This is a genomic window from Methyloversatilis discipulorum (genome assembly GCF_000385375.1).
GTDB classification, from domain to species: Bacteria; Pseudomonadota; Gammaproteobacteria; order Burkholderiales; family Rhodocyclaceae; genus Methyloversatilis; species Methyloversatilis discipulorum_A.
In genome coordinates this window covers 3821025-3843677 of the sequence record NZ_ARVV01000001.1, presented here as the reverse complement: position 1 = coordinate 3843677, position 22653 = coordinate 3821025, and the positions used below count along the sequence as shown (strand labels likewise).

The 22653-nt window shown below is 67.8% G+C and carries 15 protein-coding genes and 1 tRNA gene; 7 read left to right on the top strand and 9 right to left on the bottom strand.

Annotation, left to right across the window (positions count from 1 at the left end; translation table 11 throughout):
• Positions 1-27 precede the first annotated feature (27 nt).
• The 6 genes from METRZ18153_RS0117835 to METRZ18153_RS21025 all read right to left on the bottom strand — a co-directional run bounded on the left by METRZ18153_RS0117835 (position 28) and on the right by METRZ18153_RS21025 (position 6742).
• A complete protein-coding gene (locus METRZ18153_RS0117835; protein ID WP_020166025.1) occupies positions 28-1731 on the bottom strand; it encodes a diguanylate cyclase in 1704 nt (567 codons plus the stop codon).
• Positions 1732-1756: 25 nt separating this feature from the next.
• A complete protein-coding gene (locus tag METRZ18153_RS0117830; protein ID WP_020166024.1) occupies positions 1757-3790 on the bottom strand; it encodes a methyl-accepting chemotaxis protein in 2034 nt (677 codons plus the stop codon).
• A 93-nt stretch (positions 3791-3883) separates the two neighbouring features.
• Positions 3884-4762 carry a TraB/GumN family protein gene (locus METRZ18153_RS0117825; protein WP_020166023.1) on the bottom strand — a complete coding sequence of 293 codons (879 nt, stop codon included), beginning with the start codon at positions 4760-4762 and terminating at the stop codon, positions 3884-3886.
• Between the two features lie 3 nt (positions 4763-4765).
• Complete coding sequence (locus METRZ18153_RS0117820; protein ID WP_020166022.1) at positions 4766-5728, bottom strand: Nudix family hydrolase; 963 nt, start codon at positions 5726-5728, stop codon at positions 4766-4768.
• Positions 5728-6606 (bottom strand): ATP-binding protein, encoded by an 879-nt coding sequence (locus METRZ18153_RS0117815; RefSeq protein ID WP_020166021.1) that lies wholly within the window; start codon positions 6604-6606, stop codon positions 5728-5730. The genes METRZ18153_RS0117820 and METRZ18153_RS0117815 overlap by 1 nt, the downstream gene beginning before the upstream one ends.
• A complete protein-coding gene (locus METRZ18153_RS21025) occupies positions 6593-6742 on the bottom strand; it encodes a hypothetical protein (RefSeq protein WP_020166020.1) in 150 nt (49 codons plus the stop codon). The genes METRZ18153_RS0117815 and METRZ18153_RS21025 overlap by 14 nt, the downstream gene beginning before the upstream one ends.
• A 101-nt stretch (positions 6743-6843) precedes the next feature.
• Here METRZ18153_RS21025 and mltA point away from each other — a divergent pair, with 101 nt between their 5' ends.
• Positions 6844-8142 carry a murein transglycosylase A gene (gene mltA, locus METRZ18153_RS0117805; RefSeq protein WP_029143864.1) on the top strand — a complete coding sequence of 433 codons (1299 nt, stop codon included), beginning with the start codon at positions 6844-6846 and terminating at the stop codon, positions 8140-8142.
• Positions 8143-8278: 136 nt separating this feature from the next.
• Here the strand turns inward: mltA and METRZ18153_RS0117800 are convergent, their stop codons facing one another.
• Positions 8279-9202 (bottom strand): ZIP family metal transporter, encoded by a 924-nt coding sequence (locus METRZ18153_RS0117800; protein ID WP_232416084.1) that lies wholly within the window; start codon positions 9200-9202, stop codon positions 8279-8281.
• A gap of 49 nt (positions 9203-9251) precedes the next feature.
• Positions 9252-10520, bottom strand: coding sequence for a dicarboxylate/amino acid:cation symporter (locus METRZ18153_RS0117795; protein ID WP_043364320.1), 1269 nt, complete (start codon positions 10518-10520; stop codon positions 9252-9254).
• Positions 10521-10637: 117 nt separating this feature from the next.
• On the opposite strand from METRZ18153_RS0117795, the gene METRZ18153_RS0117790 reads away from it, so the two are divergent.
• From METRZ18153_RS0117790 to METRZ18153_RS0117770, 5 genes are all read left to right on the top strand, one after another.
• Entirely contained in the window at positions 10638-11300 is a 663-nt protein-coding gene (locus tag METRZ18153_RS0117790; RefSeq protein ID WP_020166016.1) for a S1 family peptidase, read from the top strand.
• A 128-nt stretch (positions 11301-11428) separates the two neighbouring features.
• Positions 11429-17005, top strand: a complete 5577-nt coding sequence (uvrA, locus tag METRZ18153_RS0117785) for an excinuclease ABC subunit UvrA (RefSeq protein ID WP_198291220.1) — start codon at positions 11429-11431, stop codon at positions 17003-17005.
• Positions 17006-17247: 242 nt separating this feature from the next.
• On the top strand, positions 17248-17769 hold the full coding sequence (locus tag METRZ18153_RS0117780) for a hypothetical protein (protein WP_020166014.1): 522 nt from the start codon (positions 17248-17250) through the stop codon (positions 17767-17769).
• A gap of 207 nt (positions 17770-17976) precedes the next feature.
• Positions 17977-18498: a PepSY domain-containing protein gene (locus METRZ18153_RS0117775; RefSeq protein ID WP_020166013.1), complete on the top strand. Its 522-nt coding sequence runs from the start codon at positions 17977-17979 to the stop codon at positions 18496-18498.
• A 216-nt stretch (positions 18499-18714) separates the two neighbouring features.
• Positions 18715-21237 (top strand): chemotaxis protein CheW, encoded by a 2523-nt coding sequence (locus METRZ18153_RS0117770; protein ID WP_232416083.1) that lies wholly within the window; start codon positions 18715-18717, stop codon positions 21235-21237.
• 61 nt (positions 21238-21298) lie between these two features.
• On the opposite strand, the gene METRZ18153_RS0117765 is transcribed toward METRZ18153_RS0117770, so the two are convergent.
• Positions 21299-21375: transfer RNA gene (locus METRZ18153_RS0117765), tRNA-Met, on the bottom strand.
• A 102-nt stretch (positions 21376-21477) separates the two neighbouring features.
• Between METRZ18153_RS0117765 and METRZ18153_RS0117760 the strand changes: the two genes are divergently transcribed.
• Positions 21478-22644 (top strand): UbiH/UbiF family hydroxylase, encoded by a 1167-nt coding sequence (locus METRZ18153_RS0117760; RefSeq protein ID WP_020166011.1) that lies wholly within the window; start codon positions 21478-21480, stop codon positions 22642-22644.
• Positions 22645-22653 lie beyond the last annotated feature (9 nt).

The window sequence follows — 22653 nt, the reverse complement described above, 5'->3', positions numbered from 1 at the left end:
CGCGAGTATACGCTGCGCCGCCGACGCTCAGGCGGCGATGGCCGGGCTGCCGCTCTCCGCCAGGTGTGCGCGATTGCGTCCGTTCCGCTTGGCGATGTACAGGGCCTGGTCGGCGGCCCGCATCAGATCGGTCGGCGAGTGGCCGTGTCGCGGGTAGAGGGCGACGCCGATCGAGACGGTCAGCGTGCCGAGCGCGTTGCCATGAAAGCTCAGTTCGAGGTTCTCGACGGCGGCCCGCAGCATTTCGGCGCGGGCAAGCGCGGCGTCGCGGTCGGCTTCCGGCAGCACCAGCGTGAATTCCTCGCCGCCGTAGCGCGCGGCGATGTCCGATTCGCGCGCATGGTCGCGCAGCAGCCGGCCGACCGTGCGCAGCACGGCGTCGCCGGCTTCGTGGCCGTGCCTGTCGTTGAACTGCTTGAAGTGATCGACGTCGATCATGAATACCGCGACCGGCAGGTTCTTGCGCTGCGCACGCGCGCATTCGCGCGCCAGCGATTCCTCGAGGTAGCGCCGGTTGGACAGGCCGGTCAGCGCGTCGCGCACCGACTGCTGGCGCAGCGTCTCGCGCAGCTGCAGGTTGCCTATGGACAGTGCCACCTGCTCCAGCGTCTGCGCCAGCTGTTCTTCGCTGAGCGCGTGCTCGTGACCGCGGCCATGCAGGCTGATCAGACCGATCACCTCGCCGTGCGCGGTGATCGGCAGGCAGCGGCTGCCGGCGTTCTCGGGGGCGTGCAGGTGAGCGCAGCGGGTGGGTGCTTCGGTATCCGGTTGCGTGTAGGGCTGGCCGCGGCGCAGGCCCCAGCAGTCACCCGGTTCGAAGAACTCGTCGTTCGGAATGTCGCCCCACTGGCAGGCCAGTCGCAACTGGTTGCGCGATGCGGCGGTCAGGTAGAGCGCGCCGGCCGGTATTGCGAAGACCTGGGGCAGGTAGTGGTCGAGCAGCGCCATCGCCTCGTCCATGTCGCGTGACGACTGCAGGAAGCGCCCGAGTTCGGACAGCGCGTTGCTGTGCGCGCTCTGCCGTGCCGTGCTGTCCAGTGCGTCGGCGAGCGCATGGTTGCGCGACTGCAGTTCCGCTTCTGCCTGCGCGCTGCTGCGTGCCGAATTGCGTATCAGCCAGGCGACCAGTACGACCAGCAGCACGCTGATCGCGGTCGAGATGGTGAAGGTGAGATAGGCGTGGCGGATGGCTTCGGCCTGGCGGGCGAAATGCACGTCGAGGATGGCCTGTTCGGCGGTGCGGTAGTCGTCCATCAGCCGACGCACCCGTTCCATCCGCTCGCGGCCGTGACCTTCGGCCACGCGCTGCAGTGCGGCCTCACGGTCTCCCTGAATGTAAAGCGTCGCCTTCTCGTCCAGTTCGGCCAGCTTGTCGTCGATGGCCTGGTCCAGTTCCGGCACGCGGCGCGCGTGTGCCGGGTCTTCGGACATCAGCCGCGACACCTCGCCGCGTACGCGTTGCAGTGTGGTCAGGGCGCTGTGATAGGGCTGCAGGAAGCGCCGGTCACCGGTCAGCAGGTAGCCGCGCAGGCTGGACTCCGCTTCGAGCAGCGTTTCCAGCAGCACGCGGCTGGTGCGCAGCCGGTTCTGTACGTGTTCGACCGGGGTCTTGGCCTCGACCAGGGTGTCCATGCTCTGCAACACCCAGGCCGAGTTGCCGGCGATGACCAGCAGGCAGAATATCCAGATGACGCCGCGTCGGCGCAGGCTGGATCGAAGCAGGCTGGACAAGACGCGGGGGTCCGGTTGGCGGCGCTCAGACCACGAAGCGGCCGACGTTGTCCTGCAACTGGCCGGCCAGCACTTCGAGCCCGTGTGTCTGGCCGTCGGCGCGACGGGTGATGTCTGCGTTCTGCTCGGCCATGCCGGCGATGCGTTCGACGCCCTGCGCCACCGACTGGCTGGCGCTGCTCTGCTCGCGCGTCGCGGCGGCGATTTCCTTCATCGCCGCAGCGGTGCGTTCGCTCTGTTCGCTGATCACGCGCAACACCTCGCCCGCTTCGGTGGCCAGCGTCACGCCGGCACCGACCTGACCGCTGACCTCGCCGATGCGGCGTACCACCTTGTCGGCGTCCGCCTGCACGCTGCTCACCATATTGGCGATCTCCTGCGTCGACGCGGCCGTGCGCTCGGCCAGCTTGCGCACCTCGTCGGCGACGACCGCAAAGCCGCGGCCGGATTCGCCGGCGCGCGCCGCTTCGATTGCCGCGTTGAGCGCCAGCAGATTGGTCTGTTCGGCGATTTCCTGAATGATGCGGCCGACGTTCGAGATTTCCCGTGTGCGACCGGCCAGATCGGTCACTGCCGACGAGGCGTCGCCGATCTCGGCGGCGATGCGCTGCATGCCCTCGACCATGCTGGACAGCTTCTGTTCGCCCTGGGAGGCAGCGCTGCGCGCCTCGCGCGTGATGCCGTCGGCGACCCCGGCGCTGTCGGCCACGTGCGTGATGCTGACCGACAGTTCCTCGATCGCGGCTGCCAGGCCGGCGGCCGCACTGCTCTGCTCGGTCGAGCCATTCACTACTTCGCTCGATCCGGCGCGCAGTTCCCGCGCCGCATTGCCGACCGCCCGCGCCGCCTCGGCGGTGGCGGTGATCAGCGCGGCGGTCTTGCGCGTCGCTTCGTTCATCTGGATTGAAATCAGGTCCAGTTCGTTGTGCGTCGTGCCAGTCACCACGTCAAGGCGCTGGCTGAAGTCGCCGTTGCCGAGCCGGGTCATCGCGGCAGACACCTTGTTCAGGCGGCTCAGCCGGCTGCGTGCCAGCCACCAGGTCAGGGCGGCGAACATCAGTGCCGAGGCGACGCAGATGCCGATCAGCAGATTGCGCAGCTGGATGTTCGAGCGCGTGAATTCCTCGACGTGAGCGCCGGACGATACGATCCAGCCCCAGTTGTCCGACAGGCGGTAGGCCGCGATCTTCGGCGCCAGCGAGCCGTCTTCGCGCGGCCAGTCGTAGATGTGGTCGCCATTCTTCGTGCTGATCTGTTCGCCGATGATGCGGGTCAGCGTGTCGTTGCCGATTTCCTTCACCGTCTTGCCGGCGTGCACCGGGTGGAACAGCATGGTCGTGTCATCGGCGCTTTCGCCCGGCCGGAGCACGTGGATGTAGCCGGTTTCGCCGACACGGATGGACTTCAGCGATTCGAACAGTTGATCGATGCCCTGCTGCACGTCGACGCGTGCGGACAGCGCGCCGACCACGCGACCGGCGGCGTCCTTGATCGGTTCGAGCGAGGAAATGTAGAAGCGCCCGTTGCGCATCACCACGCCCTGGTAGCTGTCGCCCTTGAGCAGTGCCGCGGTATCCGGTCCGCTCTTGATCGCGACGCCGGCCTGCGAACGGCCCTCGGCGTCCTTGAGCAGTGTCGCCACGCGGACGAATTCGTCGCCTACGCGCACCATCACGGCCGGATCGGCGCCGATCAGATCCCGCGTTGATTTCATCCGGGCTTCGTCACCGTTGAGTACGTTGCCGCCCGCACGCGCCACGCGCACGGCCGGATACTTGCCCATGGCCACGGTGTCGTCGTCAACGGTGACGGTGCCCAGGGCGCCCTTCAGCGCCGCCATGCCCTTGGCCGCATTGGCCAGTGCGTTCTCGTAGCTCAGATCGAGCAGCTTTGCCGTCGCGTCGGCCTGATCGCCGAGGGCGCTCTGGGTCTGCTCCATCGCAGCGCGATTGCTCGATACCGACACGACCGCAATCAGTGCGACAAAAATGACCGCGCAGAGCAGGCCGATCGAAATCGAGAGCTGGCTGACAACCGACATACGGTTGAATGAAATCATGGCTCGTCTCCTGTGCATCCGTACCGGGCGGGATGCCCGTGTCGGACGATTCATCGTGTCTGGATAACGGCACGATTGTTAAAAACTGGAGCGTCAAGTCACTGATTCAATTCGACAGCCTGCCGCAGCGAGGCGCGCGAGCACGCCGTCGGGGCCTGCAAGGTGGGAGGCGCCGAAGGCGGAAAACACGCCGCCGGCCTGAATTTCCGGCAGCAGCCGCTCGGTGAAGCGGGCGTTGCGCGCGCCGAGCAGGGACTGCATGAACAGCCGGGCATGCTCGCGCAGCGCCGGGTCTTCGGACATCAGCCCGCTGTTGATGCGCGACAGTTCGCCCACCTCGCCGGCCAGCCAGGCGACGGTCATCGGTTCGATCGCGGCCTGCAGGCGGTCGTGCCGGCGTGCGGCGTCGATCAGCAGCGCGATCTGGGTCTTCTCCGGCAGCAGCGCGATGGCGTCTATCTGCTCCTGCACCTGTTCCAGCGGCCGCACGGTCACCTTCTGCGCGCGCGCCAGCGAGATCAGCGCTTCGTCGAGCGACGGTTGCTGCGCGGCCACCGGCTGCAGCAGCGTCAAGAGCGCCGCCCACGGGCGCAGCCGCACCGCGACTCGCGAATCGACGCCGTGCAGCGCCAGCATCTTTTCGATGCGCGGCCACTTCGCCCGGCCGACCCGGCGCGGCAGGTCGTCGCTGCCATAGACGCTGGCCGCCTGGTAGATGGACACCGCTTCGGCGTCGGTCACCAGTTCCGGCATGAAAAGACGGGCCTCGGCAATGCGTGCGCGCAGCGGCGCCGCGCGCGCAAGTACGCGCGGATCGCCACTGTGCAGCGTGCCGTAGAGGTGGCTCACCGGCGCGTTGCCGCTGTGCACCGCCCACAGCAGCCCGCGCGAATAGTCCGCTTCCGCCGCGCGCAGTTGCGACGGCAGGACGGCGAGTGCGGCGAGCTGCAGCAGGAAGCGGCGGCGATCCATTGTTTACAGCACCCAGGCGCCGCGGATGGCGGCGATACCGTGCGCGCCGCAGTCCTGGGCGCGCGCAAGATGGCTGTCGTCGAGGCCGCCGATGGCGAACACCGGCAGCGGGCTGCCGGCGACCAGCGCCGCGAGGCCGTCCCAGCCCAATGTGTCGCCACCCGGGTGGCTGGCGGTCGGCAGCACCGAACCGGCGACTGCGTAGTCCAGGCCCAGGCGAACCGCCTGCGCCAGCTCGTCCGCCGTGTGGCAGGAGGCGCCCACCCACTCGAAATCGGGCCGCGCGGCGAGCCCCGCCAGCTGGGCGGCCTTCAGGTGCACGCCGTCGGCGCCGAGCTCTTTCGCCATTTCGAAGCTGCCATTCAGCACCACCGGGCAGCCATGTTCGTGCGCAATCCGTATCGCCTCACGCGCGAAACCGAGCGCCGGCGCGTCGAGCACCGGTTCACGGATCTGCAGCAGCAGCCGGCCGCGGCGGCAGGCCTGGTGGATTGCGTCGAGCTGGGCGGCGGTGCCGATCTGGAAGGCGTGTGTCACCGCCATCCGCGACGGCAGGCGCAGCGATTTCATTACCGGACCATTGGCCGGCAGCATCGGCGACACGGTGAGCGCGTCGGCCGTCTGCCAGGCCAGTGCACTGTGCACGTGGTCATGCACGCGGCCGCTCCAGCGCTCGACGCGGAAGAAGTGCAGCCGCACGTGGGCGTGCTCGTACTCGTGTGTCAGCGTGATCCACGGCGTGCAGTGTTCGACGTGGATGCCCAGTTCCTCGTCCAGTTCGCGCTTCAGCGCGTCGGCCGGCGCCTCGCCCTTTTCCACCTTGCCACCCGGGAATTCCCAGTAGCCCGGGTAGAAGGTGCCGGGCGCGCGCTGGCCGAGCAGGAATTCCCGGCCCTCAGTGCGACCCTGAGTGCCGTCGCGGAAGATGACGGCGGCTGCCACGGCCACCTGCTTGCGTTCGCTCATTACTTGCCCCGCGCGGCGTGCTGCCCCGCCCAGTCGCGCGCGAACTGCCAGGCGACGCGGCCGCTGCGGGCGCCGCGTTCGAGCGACCACAGCAGCGCGGCGCTGCGCGCCGCTTCGATGTCGGCTGCGCTCAGGCCGAATCTCTTGAGCCAGTGGTTCACGATGTTCAGGTAGGCGTCCTGGTCGAAGGGGTAGAAGGACAGCCACAGCCCGAAGCGTTCGGACAGCGACACCTTTTCCTCGATTGCCTCGCCCGGGTGCACTTCGCCGTCGACGTGCTTCGCCTCCCGGTTCTCCGAGAAGTACTCGGGCATCAGGTGGCGGCGATTGGACGTTGCGTAGATGAGCACGTTGTCGAGCACCGCCGACACCGAGCCGTCCAGAATGCTCTTCAGCGCCTTGTAGCCGGGTTCGCCGGATTCGAAGGACAGGTCGTCGCAGTAGATGATGAAGCGCTCGGGCCGGCTGGCGATCAGGTCGGTGATGTCCGGCAGGTCGGTCAGATCGTCGCGGTCGACCTCGATCAGACGCAGGCCCTTCTTCGCGTATTCGTTCAGCAGCGCCTTCACCAGCGAGCTCTTGCCAGTGCCGCGGGCGCCGGTCAGCAGCACGTTGTTGGCCGGTTTGCCATCGACGAACTGCTGCGTGTTGGCCTTGATGCGCGCTTTCTGCACGTCGATGTCGCGCAGGTCGGTCAGGCGCAGCTTGTGCGGATGGGCGACCGCTTCCAGCCGGCCGCGGCCGTTGCTGCGACGCCAGCGGAAGGCGATCGCCTTCCAGTCCGGTTCGACCGGTGCCGGCGGCAGGATCTGCTCCAGCCGGTCGAACAGCGCGTGCGCGCGCGCAATCAGGCTTTCGAAACCATCACGGTTGTTCACGGTCACCCTCCTTGTTGCCGGACGGGGTGGTGCCGTTGTCGTCGGCGGAGTCCTTTTCCTTCTTGGGCAGGGTCCACCACAGGATGAACAGGAAAAGCGCCAGCGCGGTGCCGGCTTCAAGCAGGAATAACCACATGGGAATGAAGCTTTCGTTGTCGTCGCACCCGCCTCTCGGGCGGGTGCTCGTTATCATTGCGCACTCGGCGCTCGCGGGCGCACCAATCTAAATAAATCCCGATGTTCCAGCAAATCCGCCTGCGCAGCGCAGGTGTCCTGATGTGTGTGTCTTTGCTGCTGGCGGCCTGTGCCGGCACGCCGAAGCCGGCGCCCCGCGTGGAGCCGGCGCCGGTCGCCGCCCCGGTGTGTCCGCCTGCGCCACAGCCCGTTCCGCAGAGCTGTCCGGCATGCCCGGCCTGCGCCGCATGCCCGGTGTGTCCGCCGCCGCCGGCTCCCGAGGCGAAGCCGCTGCCACCGAAGCTGGTGGCGGCCGACTGGGTCGCGCTCGAAGGCTGGAGCGACGACGACCTGCGCGAATCCCTGCCGGCGCTGCGCGCATCGTGCAGCGCGGTGGCGAACAAGCCGGGCTGGGCGGAGCCCTGCGCCGCGCTGGTCATGCTCGATGCGACAGACCGCGCCGCGGTGCGGGCGTTCTATGAATCCTTTTTCCGCCCCTGGCAGCTGCTCAATGGCGACGGCAGCGACCAGGGCCTGGTCACCGGCTATTACGAACCGCTGCTGAAGGCCAGCCGCACGCGCGGCGGCGCATACAAGTACGCGATTCACGCCGTGCCGGACGACCTGCTGGTGATCGATCTGGCCAGCGTGCATCCCGATCTGAAGAACATGCGGCTGCGCGGCCGGCTCGATGGTCGCAAGGTCGTGCCCTACTGGACGCGTGCCGAACTGGATGCCCGCGCCGCCGAACTCGACCGCAAGGCGCTGTTCTGGGCGGCCGACGCGATCGACGTGTTCTTCCTGCAGGTGCAGGGTTCGGGGCAGGTGGAGTTGCCGGACGGCAGTCGGGTGCGCGTCGGTTATGCCGACCAGAACGGTCACCCTTACCAGTCCATCGGCCGCTGGCTGGTGGACCAGGGCGAGCTGAAGCTCGAACAGGCGTCGATGCAGGGCATACGCGAATGGGCGCGCGCCAATCCGTCGCGCGTGGCGACCATGATGGCGGCCAATCCGAGCTATGTGTTCTTCCGCGAACTGCCGATAGGCAAGCAGGCGCCCGGCCTGCCCGAAGGTCCGCTTGGTGCGCTGGGCGTACCCATCGCCAGCGGCCGCGTCGTCGCCATCGATCCGCGCAGCGTCCCGCTCGGCGCGCCGGTGTGGCTGGACACCACGCGCCCGAACAGCAGCCAGCCGCTGCGCCGGCTCATGATGGCGCAGGACACCGGCGGCGCCATCAAGGGCGGCGTACGCGCAGACTTCTTCTGGGGTTTCGGCCCGGAAGCCGGCGCCCTGGCGGGGAAGATGAAGCAGCAGGGCCGGATGTGGGTGCTGCTGCCTAATGGCGTGACGCCGGGTAACTGAGCGGGGCCGGGCGTTTGTGGGAGCGAGCTTGCTCGCGATACGGCCTGAATCGAAGCCTGCGGCCTGCCGAAGCCGCATCGCGACCAGAGGTCGCTCCCACGAAAAAAACGCCCGGATCGCGGCGGGAGTTGGGCCGTCAGCCCAGGGTCGTATCGAGCACCATCATCACCATGAAACCCGCCATCAACCCCAGCGTGGCCGCTTTCTCGTGGCCGTTGCGGTGGGTTTCCGGGATGACTTCGTGCGACACGACGAAAATCATCGCGCCGGCGGCGAGGCCGAGCCCGCCGGGGTAGAACAGCGCGAAGCTGCTGGACAGCCCGACGCCGATCAGCGCGCCCAGCGGTTCCATGAAGCCGCTCAGCGCCGCGATGCCCACCGCCTTCAGTGGCGACATGCCGACCGCGCGCAGCGCGACCGCGACGGCGAGGCCCTCCGGAATGTCCTGTATCGCGATCGCCGTCGACAGCGGCAGGCCGACCGCCATGTCCGCCTGCGAGAAGGACACGCCCATCGCCATGCCTTCCGGCAGGTTGTGCAGCGCGATGGCGTTCACGAACAGCCAGACGCGGCCCATCCGCGTTTCCGGGCCGCAACTGCCGCAGTGCTCGTGTTCGTGCGGCGTCATCGCGTCGAGCATCATCATCAGCCAGACGCCGAGCGCCATGCCGGTCACCACGACCGCTGCGCCCAGGCTGCGCGAGCCGGTCAGGTCTTCGCCTGCTGCCAGGCCGGGCACGATGAGCGAGAACGAGGAGGCGGCCAGCATCATGCCGGCACCGAAGCCAAGCAGCACGTCGGAGCCGCGCTGGCCGAGCGAGCGCAGGCCCAGCGCCGGTGCCGCACCGATGGCGGTGGCGGCGAAGCCGGCCAGTCCGGCCAGCAGGCCCAGATGCATGGCCTGCGGCGCGCGCGAGTCGGCGAAGGCCCAGGACAGCAGGGCCAGCACCGCGGCCAGCCCTATCATCAGCAGGAACTGCAACGCCGGGTCGAGACGCATCCAGGGGAAGAGCGGGCCGGGGCGCGGTGCGCCCGGCGAGGTGGCGGGGGTCGGGTCCATGGCGGTCATCGCGAAGGCGTGTTCGTGCACTGCATCATAAATGCGCCCCTCAGGCGCGCGCCTCAAGATTCGCTGGATCGTGAGGCGCGTCTGCGCCGGCGACGTGGTCGACCACGATGCTGCCGACGATGTCGCCCTCGACATTGACTACCGTGCGGACCGCATCGAGCAGCCGGTCTATCGGCAGCAGGATGGCGATCGCCTCGGCCGGCAGCCCGACCGACTGCAGCACCATCACCATCGTGACCATGCCGGCACTCGGGATGCCCGGTGCGCCGACCGCAGCCAGCATGGACATCACGCAGACGACGATCTGCTGGCCGGCGCTCAGTTCGATGCCGACCAGGCTGGCAATGAACAGCGCTGCGGCCGCCTCGTACAGCGCCGTGCCATCCATGTTCATCGTCGTGCCGACCGGCACGACGAAGCCGACGGTGGCCGGGCGCACGCCGAAGTTCGTCTGCGTCACGCGCATCGTGATCGGCATCGTTGCAGAACTGGAGCTGGTGGCCAGCGCGGTCAGGAAGGATTCGCGGCCGCCGCGCCACAGCGCCAGCGGTGTGACGCGGGTGATCAGCCACAGCAGGCCGGGCAGCACGACGACGCCGTGGAACAGCGTGGTGCCGAGCACGACCGCGACGAAGCGCGCCATCGTCTCCAGCAGCGCCAGATCCTGTGTCGCGATCAGTCTGGCCAGCAGCGCGGCGATGCCCCAAGGGGCCAGTTTCATGATGGCGCCGACGATGCGCAGCGACAGGTCCTGCATCTCCTCCATGCCGCGATTGATGATCGGGTAGCGGTCGCCGGCCTGCACCAGCGCGATGCCGAGGATGAGCGCGAACACCACCAGCGCGACGATGTCGCCGCCGGCCAGTGCGGAGAACGGGTTCTTGAACAGACCGGTCAGGAACTGCTGGACGAAGTCGGGAAACGGCAGCTGCTTGGCCTGAAAGCCGGCCAGCGCGTCGGCGAACATGTCGAGGTGCATGCCGGCGCCGGGCTTGAATACATTGGCCGCCGTAATGCCCAGAATGACGGCGATGGTGACGGTGAGCAGGTAGAACAGCAGCGTGGTCACCCAGACGCGGCGGATGTTGCCGTGCTCGCGCAGGTGGGCCACACCGACGACGATGGACGAGAACACCAGCGGCACCAGCACCATCTTCAGCAGCGCGATGAAGATGCCGCCGATCAGCCCGGCGAGGTAAAGCCCCTGCACGCGTGTCGTGGCATTGTCCGGCTGCGCGCCGAGGGCGAGGCCAAGACCGACGCCGACCAGCGCGCCGATCAGGATCTGCGTGTTCATCGTCAGCCGCATGCGCATTTTCTCCGCGATTTTTCCCGACCATACCATTGGCGCCCACCGATGAAACCAAGTGCGTGGGCCGAAGTCGGAAGCGCAGCCAGCATTTGAGCCTGCCGACCGGAGCCCGCTATGAGAACAACGATCGCCGCCCTCGGATTCGCCTTTACCGCCTGTTCGGCGCAGGCGATGAATATCGCCACCGCTATCCAGACGACCGTGCGGGTGCAGGCGGAACAGCCGGACGGCTCCATTTCGATCGGCAGCGGCGTCGTACTGCCGGGGCAGCGGGTGGCGACCGCCTGTCACGTGATCGCCGGCGCGAAGTCGCTGAAGGCCAGTTATCAGTACGTGGCGAAGCCCGCCAGCGTGCTGCGCCGCGACGACTGGCGCGACCTGTGCGTGCTGTCGGTGCCGGAACTGGCGGCCCCGGCGGCCAAGATCGCCCGTGCCGGTGACCTGAAGCCGGGTGACCGGCTGCTTGGCTTCAATGGCGCCTACGGCGTGGATGTGCGTCTGCTGGTCGGCGCGCTGGACAAGACCTTCGACATGGACGGCGCGCCGGTGATGCAGGTGAGCGTGCCATTCGCGATCGGTGACAGCGGCGGCGGCCTGTTCAACGTGGCCGGCGAACTGGTCGGCATCCTCGCCTTCGTCGCGAAGACCGCCGGCGAGGAGCGCTACGCGATCCCGATCGAATGGCTGGAGGCCGATATCGACGCCGCGCGCACGGTACCGTTCTGGAGGGCCGCGCCGGCCGACATGCCGGACTTCCTGCGGCCACGGGAACGCTGATTGCACGCGATCGCGGCCGCGGTGTCGACCGCCGGCGCGTGCCCGGTTGCCCATCGCCGTTGGCGCCGCGCCTGCAGAATCCGTCGTCGCTGCTAAGCTCGCGACCAACTCACCGAACTCCGTCCATCGTGTCCCGCAAAAGCTATCGTCCCGTGGCCGCCGCGCCCGAAGCCGCCATCCGCCTGCGTGGCGTGCGGCAGAACAATCTGAAGAACCTCGACGTCGACTTTCCGCTCGGCAAGCTCACGGTCGTGACCGGCGTGTCCGGTTCCGGCAAGTCCTCGCTGGTGTTCGACACGCTGTATGCCGAAGGCCAGCGCCGCTACGTCGAAACCTTCTCGCCCTACGCGCGGCAGTTCCTCGACCGCATGGACGCGCCTCAGGTGGACCGCATCGAAGGCGTGCCGCCGGCCATCGCGATCGACCAGACCAACCAGGTGCGCACTTCGCGTTCGACGGTCGGCACGATGACCGAACTGAACGATCACCTGAAACTGCTGTTTGCCCGGGTGGCCACGCTGCACTGCCGCTGCTGCGGCAAGCCGGTGCAGGCCGACAGCGCCGACCGCATCGCACACCGGATCGCCGAACGTGCCGCAGCCGCCGGTGATCCGCGGCTGGCGGTGACCGCGCCGGTCACCGTGCCCGACAACTTCACCGACGCCGAAGTGCAGGGCTGGCTGGAGCGCCAGGGCTACACCCGCATCCACGCGCGCGAAGGCAATGTGCTGCAGGTCGTGCAGGACCGTTTCCGCGCCGGCAATGCCGGCGAATCGCGCATCGCCGAGGCGGTCGAGGCGGCGCTGAAGCTCGGTCACGGCCGCATGCACGTGCAGCTGCTGGACAGCGAGGGCGGCGAGCGCTGGGCCTTCTCGAACACGCTGCACTGCGCCGACTGCGACATCGCCTACAGCCCGGCCATGCCGGCCACCTTCTCGTTCAATTCGCCGATCGGCGCCTGCGAAACCTGCCGCGGTTTCGGCCGCGTCATCGGCATCGATTTCGGCCTGGTCATTCCGGACGGCCGCAAGACCTTGCGCGGCGGTGCGGTGAAGCCCTGGCAGACCGAGTCCTACAACGAGTGCCAGACCGACCTGGAAAAGCTGGCGCCGAAGTACGGTGTGCCGCTCGATGTACCGTTCAACGAGCTGTCGCCTGAACACCGCCAGTGGGTGCTCGAAGGCGACCCGAAATGGAAGAGCTGGCAGAAGTCCTGGCCGGGTACCTGGTATGGCGTGCGTCACTTCTTCGAGTGGCTGGAAACCAAGGCCTACAAGATGCACATCCGGGTGCTGCTGTCGCGCTACCGGGCCTATACGCCGTGCCCGGCCTGCGGCGGCAGCCGGCTCAAGCCGGACGCGGCGCTGTGGAAGATAGAAGGCCAGTCGATACATGACCTGATGCGTTGGCCGGTGGTGAAGCTGCGCGCGATGATGGACGCGCTGGTCCTGCCGCCGCCGCTGGATTCGGCCACCGAAGAACTGATGGCGGAAATCCGTACCCGGCTCGGCTATCTGTGCACGGTCGGCCTGGGCTATCTGAACCTCGACCGGCAGTCGCGCACGCTGTCCGGCGGCGAGGTGCAGCGCATCAACCTGACGACCGCGCTCGGCACGTCGCTGGTGAACACGCTGTTCGTGCTGGACGAGCCGTCGATCGGCCTGCACCCGCGCGACATGGAGCGGGTGATCGGCGTGATGCAGCGACTGAAGGACGCCGGCAACACGCTGGTGGTGGTCGAGCACGACCCGCAGATCATGCGTCACGCCGACCGCCTGCTCGACATCGGCCCGGGTGCCGGCACGCGCGGCGGGCACATCGTGTTCGACGGCGCGCCGGCCGCGATGGCCGGCGCCGACACGCTGACCGCCGACTACCTGGCTGGCCGCCGCAAGGTCGATGCCGCGCTCGGCAGCCGCCGGGCGGTCGATGCCGTCACGCCGCGCCTGCTGCTGCGCGGCGCGCGTGCGCACAACCTGAAGAACGTCGACATCGCCATCCCGCTCGGGCGGCTGGTCGCGGTGACCGGCGTGTCCGGCTCCGGCAAGTCCACGCTGATCCAGGACGTGCTGCACCCGGCGCTGCTGAAGCACTACGGCCGGCCGACCGAAGCGGCCGGCGAACACGACGCACTCGAAGGGCTGGAACATATCGCCGACGTGGTGATGGTGGACCAGTCGCCGATCGGCAAGAGCGCGCGCTCCAACCCGGTCACCCACGTCGGCGCTTTCGACCCGATGCGCGAACTGTTCGCGCTGCAGGCCGAGGCGAAGCAGCGCGGCTACACCGCCGGCACCTTCTCGTTCAACGCCGGCAAGGGCCGTTGCCCGACCTGCGGCGGCACCGGTTTCGAACACGTCGAAATGCAGTTCCTGTCCGACGTGTACCTGCGCTGCCCGGACTGCGACGGCAGCCGCTACCGCGCCGAAGTGCGTGAGATCCGGCTCGACGGGCGCAGCATTTCCGAGGTGCTGGCGATGACGGTGCGCGACGCGCGCGACTGGCTGTCCGAACTGGCCACGCACGAGCGCACGCTGAAGCGCCACGTCGACGCGGCGGTGAACGGCCTGCAGGCGCTGATCGACGTCGGTCTGGACTACGTGACACTGGGCCAGCCGGTGCCCACGCTGTCCGGCGGCGAGGCGCAGCGGCTGAAGCTGGCCGGCTTCCTGGCCGAGGCGGCGAACGTGAAAGGCGCCAAGGGCGCGAAGAAAGGTTCTGCAGAGGGCGGAAAGCTTTTCCTGCTTGATGAGCCGACCACCGGCCTGCACTTCGACGACATCGCACGCCTGCTCGGCGCCTTTGCCAAGCTGCTCGACGCCGGCCACACGGTGTTGGTGATCGAGCACAACCTCGACGTGATCGCGGCGGCCGACTGGCTGATCGACCTCGGTCCCGAGGCGGGCGAGGATGGCGGCCAGCTCGTGTTCGAAGGCACGCCGGCGCAGATCATCGGCTGCGCTGCATCGCATACCGGGCGCGCGCTGGCCGAGTACCGGCTGGCGGATACCTTCTCGCAGGCCGCGCACGAGGTGGCGCCGGTCGAGCAGCAGGACGCGGCGCACAGCGCATTGCGTGCCCGCGCCGCGAACAGCATCGTCGTGCACCGTGCACGCGAGCACAACCTGAAGAACATCGAGGTCGACATTCCGCGCGAGCGCTTCACCGTGGTGACCGGCGTGTCCGGCTCCGGCAAATCGACGCTCGCTTTCGACATCGTGTTCGGCGAGGGGCAGCGGCGCTACCTCGAGTCGCTGAACGCCTACGCACGCCAGTTCGTGCAGCCGGAGAGCAAGCCCGACGTCGACGGCGTGTTCGGCATTCCGCCGGCGGTGGCGATCGCGCAGCGCACCAGCCGCGGCGGTCGCAAGAGCACGGTGGCCACGCAGACCGAGATCTACCACTTCCTGCGCCTGATGTACGTGAAGCTGGGCGTGCAGCACTGCCCGGACTGCGGCTGTGCGATCGCGCCGCAGAGCGAGGACGCGATGGTGGCGCGCATCCTGCGCGAGCGGCGCGGCCAGCATATCGGCCTGCTGGCGCCACTGGTGATCAACCGCAAGGGCTACTACACCGAACTGGCGCGCTGGGCGAAGTCGCACGGTCATACCCATCTGCGGGTCGATGGCGAATTCCTGCCGACCTCGCCCTGGCCGCGGCTGGACCGCTTCAAGGAACACACGATAGAACTGCCGATCCGCGATTTCGTCGTGAACGAGCGTGACGAGCGCACGCTGCGCGACGCGGTGCGGCAGGCGCTGGAACACGGCAAGGGCGTGCTGCACCTGATGTCGCCGCTGGACCGCCTCGGTCAGCCGGACGCGCCGCTGCCGACCGTCGAGGTGTACTCGACCCAGCGCGCCTGCCCGAGCTGCGGTACCGGTTTCGCCGAGCTCGACCCGCGCCTGTTCTCGTTCAACTCCAAGCACGGCTGGTGTCCGAAGTGCATGGGCACCGGCCTCAAGCTGCAGGGTTTCGACGCCGAACAGACCGGCGAGGAAGCGACCTGGAACGAGTGGCAGGAAGGGGAACCGGAAGAATGTCCGGCCTGCCACGGCGAGCGGCTGAATCCGGTCGCGCGTAACGTGAAGCTGTTCGGCCAGTCCATCGCGCAGCTGAGTGCGCAGCCGGTGTCGGCGCTGCAGACCGCCATCGCCGGCTGGTCGCTCGAAGGCCGCGAGGGCGAGATCGCGCGCGACGTGATCGCGGAGCTGAACAGCCGGCTGCACTTCCTCAGCGAAGTGGGCCTCGGTTACCTGTCGCTGGACCGTGCGGCGCCCACGCTGTCCGGCGGCGAGGCGCAGCGCATCCGGCTGGCGGCCCAGCTCGGCTCGAATCTGCGCGGCGTCTGCTACGTGCTGGACGAACCGACCATAGGCCTGCATCCGCGCGACAACCAGGTACTGCTCGACACGCTGGTGAAGCTGCGCGACAAGGGCAACACGCTGCTGGTGGTCGAGCACGACGAGGACACGATCTTGCGCGCCGACCACGTGATCGACCTCGGCCCGGGCGCCGGCCGGCTCGGCGGCGAGGTGATCGCAGAAGGCCACGCCAGCGATCTGGCAAAGCAGCCGGAATCCATCACCGGCCGCTTCCTCGCCCGCCCGCTGGATCACAGTTTCAGGGCGCGTCGGCCGGTCACCGACGACACGCCGTCGCTGCTGGTGCGCGGCGCCACGCTGCACAACCTGAAGGGCATGGACGTGCAGGTGCCGCTCGGTCGGCTGGTGGTGATGACCGGTGTGTCCGGCTCCGGCAAGTCCTCACTTGCGCGCGACGTGCTGCGCGATGGCGTGGCTGCGCGGCTGAACGACCCCAAGGCCACACTGACCGGCTGCGCCGACATCGAAGGCTGGGGCGCGCTTGGCCGCGTGCTCGAAGTCGACCAGACGCCGATCGGCAAGACGCCGCGCTCCTGCCCGGCCACCTACATCGGCTTCTGGGACCAGATACGAAAGCTGTACGCCGACACCCAGGACGCGCGCGAACGCGGCTTCACCGCCGCGCGCTTCTCGTTCAACACCGGCCCAGGACGCTGCACGGTGTGCGAGGGGCAGGGCCTGCGGCAGATCGAAATGTCCTTCCTGCCGGACGTGCGCGTGCTGTGCGAGGCCTGCAACGGCGCGCGCTTCAACTTGGAAACGCGCGCGGTCATCTGGCGCGGCAAGAGCATTGCCGACGTGCTGGCGATGAGCGTGGACGAGGCAGTCGAATTCTTCGCTGCCCATCGCAAGCTCGCCGACACGCTGAAGCTGATGCAGGAGGTGGGGCTGGGCTATCTGACGCTGGGCCAGCACAGCCCGACGCTGTCCGGTGGCGAGGCGCAGCGCATGAAGCTGGTGACCGAACTGGCGAAGTCGCCGGCCGACGCCAGTGACCCCGCCAACGCGCGGCGCGGCCGCGGCAATCCGCACACGCTTTACGTGCTGGACGAGCCGACCACCGGCCTGCACATGGCCGACATCGCCAAGCTGATCGGCGTGCTGCACAGGCTGGTCGATGCCGGCCATTCGGTCGTGGTGATCGAGCACGACCTCGACCTGATGGCCGAGGCGGACTGGATCATCGATCTCGGCCCGGAAGGCGGCGACGGCGGCGGTCGCGTGGTGGCGGCCGGTGCGCCGGCCGATCTGCTGGCGCACGCTGCCACATCGCACACGGCTCGCGAACTGGCGCGTTTCCGCGCCGCGCGGCATCGCTGACAGCTCGCACTTTCCTTGTCGATCGGCCACTCGGGCAGGTGACGTCGGCCGCCGCCGCCGCCCGCCTTCGCCGATTCCTACAAGCCGGGCGACGGCCGGCAACCAGAATGCAGGGTGTGACAGCGGGTCTGGAGTCTGGCGCGCGTCCGGTAACGATTTGAAGCATGTCGATTACACGTGGCAGTCTGCGCCCAGCCCTCCGCACCCGTTGAAATCACTGTTTATTACGCGGAGACACGACGATGAAAAAGATGATGATGACTGCCGCTCTGGTCCTGTCCGCGCTGCCGGCGCTGGCCGCCGACGTCGGTGTGTCGATCTCGATCGGACAGCCTGGCTTCTATGGCCATATCGACATCGGTGACTATTACCCGCGCCCGCGTCTGATCTACCCGCAGCCGGTGGTCATCGTGTCCGGCCCGCATCTGCCGCCGCCGGTCTATATGCACGTACCGCCGGGCCATGCCAAGAACTGGCGCAAGTACTGCGGTCGTTACGAGGCCTGTGGGCGGCCGGTCTATTTCGTGCAGGACAGCTGGTACAACGACGTCTATGTGCCGCGCTACCGCGAGCGCCACGCTTACCGCGAGGTGCGCCACGATCACCACGACGGGCATCGGCATTACGATCGGCACGACCGCGACGATCACCGCCGTGGCGGCTACGACGACCATCGCGGTGGCAAGCACGACAAACACGACAAGGGCGGTCGCGGGCACGGTGGCCCGGGCAACGGAAACGGCAATGGCCGGGGGCGCGACTGATTTGCTGCAGGGGCACACTGTTCGACCCGGGAGCACTGTGTCCCGGGAGACAGGGATATTTTCCCGATATAGCCGGGAAAATATCCCAATTTGTCACGCTTCTGGGTGGCTTCCGGGAAACTTTCCCGGGTGAGGGCTAGACTTCGGATACTGCAGCGCAACACGCTGCGGACCCCATTCTGGCACACCGAAAAAGGAGAACACACCATGAAGAGCGCTCACCTGCTGGCTACCCTGCTCATCACTGCGGGCATCGCCGCCCCCGCATTCGCGGAACATCACATGCCGAAGACCTCGGCAGGCCTCGAAAAGTGCATGAAGGCGGCACTGAAGGCCAAGTCCGGCCAGATCGTCAAGGTCGAACTGAAGAAGGAAGCCGGCGAAGGTTACATCTACGAATTCGATATCGAGACGCCCGATGGCAAGGCCTGGGATGTCGAGTGCTCCGGCAAGTCGGGCAAGGTGGTCGAGGTCGAGGAAGAAGTGACCAAGGATCACCCGAAGTTCGCCGGCGCCAAGGTGAACGAGGCTGCGGCACGTGAGATCGCGCTGAAGAAGGTGCCGGGCGAAATCGTCGAGGTCGAGTACGAAATCGAACCGGACGGCAAGGGTTCTTACGAGTTCGACATCAAGACTGCCGACGGCAAGGAAGTGAAGCTTGAAGTCGATACCGAATCCGGCGAAGTGGTGTCGCAGTCGGACGAGAAGTGGCAGATCGGCAAGGAGTGATGCCGGTCGGCAGGTCCGCGGCGCGGACCTGAGAGACAGGGCGGTCACGACCGCCCTGTTTTTTTTGCCCTGCAACGGGGCGTGCTGCCTCTCAAAGGCGCCGGAAGTGCGCCCAAGTGGTGCATCAATGCACCTGAAAAGTGATTTTCAATCAATTGCTTAACTTCCAGAGTTCGTTGCCGTTCTGAGCTGTAATCCACCAGAACGGAGCGACCGATGTACTGTCCGCAATCCTTGCTTCCACACATGCGCAGCGTGCTCGCCTGCGAGCGCGAACTGTCCGAACTGCGCTTCACCTGGCGACTGATAGAGACCACGGCCAAGATGGTCTGCCCGGCCGAGGCCAAGACCATCCTGCCGGCCATGGCCAGCACCCGCGAGGCCTTCGGGCGGCTGGAAACCGAACTGGTTCGCGCGCTGGCTGCCGAGAACGTCAACAAGGTGGTGCTGCAGATGCGCGCACGGGCGCGCGCGGTCGTCGATGTGGTGGTGCGCAATCTGTATGAGCGCACGGCCGACGTTGGCTTTCTCGCGACCGACGACGACATCCGCAGTTTCCTTCGCGCCGGCGCGAACGGCCGTGAGCGGCTGGAGGCACGTCTGCACGAGTACATCCGCAAGTACTCGGTGTACGACGCCATCTTCGTGCTCGATCTGCGCGGTGAGGTACGTGCTGCCATCGGCGCGTCGGCCGAAGCGATGGCCGGCGATCCGTCGCTGCTCGAACGCGCGCTCGCGGCACCGGGTTACATCGAACACTTCGGGCGCTGCGCGCTGCTGCCGGGACGCGAGCGCGCGCTGGTGTACGCGCGACGCATCGACGACACCGACGGGCGGGCGCTGGGCGTGCTTTGTCTGTCCTTCCGCTTCGACGACGAAATGGCCGGCATCTTCCGTACCTTCCGTCGCCCGCGCGATCGGGCGGTCATGCTGCTGCTCGATGCCGGCGGACACGTCATTGCCAGCAGCGATCCCGACCACGTGCCGCTGGGCCGCACACCGGAGGCCGCGACCGGCGCCGGCGGTGCGCTGATCGACTTCGGCGGTCGCGAGTACATCGCCTGCACCTGCGAGGCGACTGGCTACCAGGGCTACGCGGGCCCTGGCTGGCGCGGTCATGTCATGGTGCCGGCCGAATCGGCCTTTCGCGAAGAGGCGGTCGCGCTGCAAGGGGCGGGGGCACAGTCGTCCGGCCTGAACTGCGGCGAACTGGCAGCCATCGAGGCGCAGGCGGGGGCGATCAAGGACGCGCTGAACCGGGTCGTCTGGAATGGACAGGTGATGGCTGGCGGGCGTCGTGGAGATTCGCTGAAGCTGAAGTCCATGCTGCAGCAGATCAGCGAAACCGGCGAGCGCATGCGCGCAGTGTTCTCGCGTGCGCTGGCTGCGCTGTCCGACACCATCATGTCCTCGACGCTGCAGGATCTGCAGTTCGTGTCGCGGCTGATGATGGACGTGATGGACCGCAATCTGTACGAGCGCGCCAACGACTGCCGCTGGTGGGCGCTGGCGCCGGCCTTGCGCGAGGCGCTCGCCAGCGGTCGCGGCGGCCCATCGCTCGGCGCACTGCTCGACGACATCAACCGGCTCTACACGGTGTATGACCGGCTCTTCGTATATGGCGCGGACGGGCGCATCGTCGCGTCCAGCACGCTGTCCGGCGCGGCGGACGACACCATCGGCCGGCAGGTCGACGGCCGTGTCGTCGATGCGGTGAACCGGCTGACCAGCACGCAGAGCTATGCCGTGTCGCCGTTCGAGGCCAGTCCGCTGCATCGCGACGCGCCGACCTACATCTACCACGCGGCCATCCGCGCGCCAGCCGACGACACGCGCGTGGTCGGCGGCATCGGCATCGTGTTCGAATCGGCGCGCGAGTTCAGGGCCATGCTGAGTGAACTGCTGCCGGCGCGCGACGGCGTGTGGGCCGCTTTCTGCGAGCGCGATGGCCGCATCGTCGCCAGCACGCGACCGGATCTCGCGCCGGGAAGCCGGCTGGATCTGGGCGAGCTCGCGGTCGGTCTAGACGCCGGCGCCAGTCGCCACGCGCTGATCGATTTCGATGGCGTGCGCCATATGGCCGGTGTCGCGCTGTCGGCTGGCTATCGCGAATACAAGACGACCGGTGATTACCGTAACGATCTGGTCGCCGTCGTCGCTCTGGCGCTGCCGGAGGCCTCCGCGACCGCCCGCGACACGGACGCCGGCCCGGGTGAAACGGAAAGCGGCGTCCGCCCCGGCGAGGGTGAAGAGTTCGCGGTGTTCCGCCTCGACGACCGGCATCTCGCGGTGAGTGCGGCCCGGGTGCTGGAGGCCGCCGACATCGATCGCGTGCGCCGGATCGGCAGTGGCGAAGGACTGGTGGCCGGCGTGCTGCCGCTCGACGATGCGGGCGGGCTGGAACACGTGCCGGTGGTCAATCTGCGGGTGTTCTTCGACCTGCCGCGCGCAGACGGCCGCGGTCACGTCGTCGTCACGCACTGTGCGCGTGGTCGCCTCGGGCTGGTGGTGGACGATCTGATCAGCGTGACCGAGTGCGGTCCGAACGACATCCGGCCGGTTCCCGAGATGGTCGCCGGGCGCTTCCGCTGGCTCGACCGTCTCATTATCACCGGCCGCGACCGCCCGCTGGTGTCCGCACTCGACCTCGACGCGCTCTACGACATGCTGCGCGACCAGGTCCGTGGCGAGCTGTCGGACGCCGACTGCATGCTGCAGGACGAAGTGCTGAGCGCCTGATCGCGGCGGCTGGACGAAAAAAAGCCCGATCCGCGGATCGGGCTTTTCTCTGCAACCGGAGTGGTGGTGATGGGGGGACTTGAACCCTCGACCTACGGATTATGAATCCGTCGCTCTAACCAGCTGAGCTACATCACCACGCGAAAGGACGCGGATTGTCGTTTAGACACCGGTACTTGTCAAGGACGGCGCAGCGGCCGGACAATCGCGGGTTGATTTCTCCTGGATGGGTTCGCACTGATGCAGCGGGACCTTGAATTCGATGTCGTGGTGGTGGGCGCCGGCCTGCCCGGACTCGCGCTGTGCGCGGCCTTGCGCCGTTCGCAGCTTTCGGTGGCACTGGTCGAGGGGCGCATGCCCGAGTGGCCGGTCGGTGGCTGGGATGCGCGGGTGTATGCGGTCAGCCCGTCGAGCGCGCGCTTTCTTGATGCGGTCGGCGCCTGGGCGCATCTGGACAGCGGTCGCCTGCAGCCGATGACGCGCATCGAGGTGTTCGGCGACCGCGGAGCGCGGCTCGACTTTTCCGCCTTCGACGTCGGGGTCGGCGAACTGGCGTGGATCGCCGAATCCAGCCTGATCGCCCGCGAACTGTGGGAAGGCGTCAAGCGGCAGGCCAACGTGACCCTGCTGTGTCCGGCGCGGCCGCTGTCGCTGACCGTTGCCGACGGTCGCTCGCGGCTGGCGCTGGAGGATGGCCGGGTACTCGACGCCGCGCTGGTGGTCGGGGCCGATGGCGTCAATTCCTGGGTGCGCGCGCAATCGGGGCTGGAGGCGCGCTTCACCGATTACGAGGAACTGGGCGTCGTCGCCAACTTCCGCTGCGAGAAACCGCATCTGGGCACCGCCTGGCAGTGGTTCAGGCCTGACGGCGTGCTCGCCTTCCTGCCGCTGCCCGATCAGCACATGTCCATGGTGTGGTCCGCGCCGGAAGCGACCGCGCGCGAATTGCTGCAATACGACGCCGCTACGCTGGCAACACAGGTAGCCGCTGCCGGCGATCACGTGCTCGGTGCGCTCGAAGTGGTGACGCCGGCAGCCGGGTTTCCGCTGCGGCTGATGCAGGTGCCCAAGGTGGTCGCGCCCGGCGTGGCGCTGGTCGGCGACGCGGCGCATGCGATCCATCCGCTGTCCGGTCACGGCGTCAATCTGGGGTTTGCCGATGTGCGCGTGCTGGCCGAAGTGCTGGCCGGCGCCGACCGCAGCGTGCTCGGCGACGTGCGGCTGCTGCGCCGTTACGAACGCAAGCGGGCGGAAGAGGTGAATGCGATGCAGCTCACCACGCACGCGCTGCACGAGCTGTTCCGGCCGCGGTGGCCGGCGCTGTCCTGGCTACGCAACAGCGGACTGAACCTGACCCGGCGCCTGCCTGTCGTAAGGAATGCGCTGGTACGCTACGCACTCGGCTGAGTACTCACA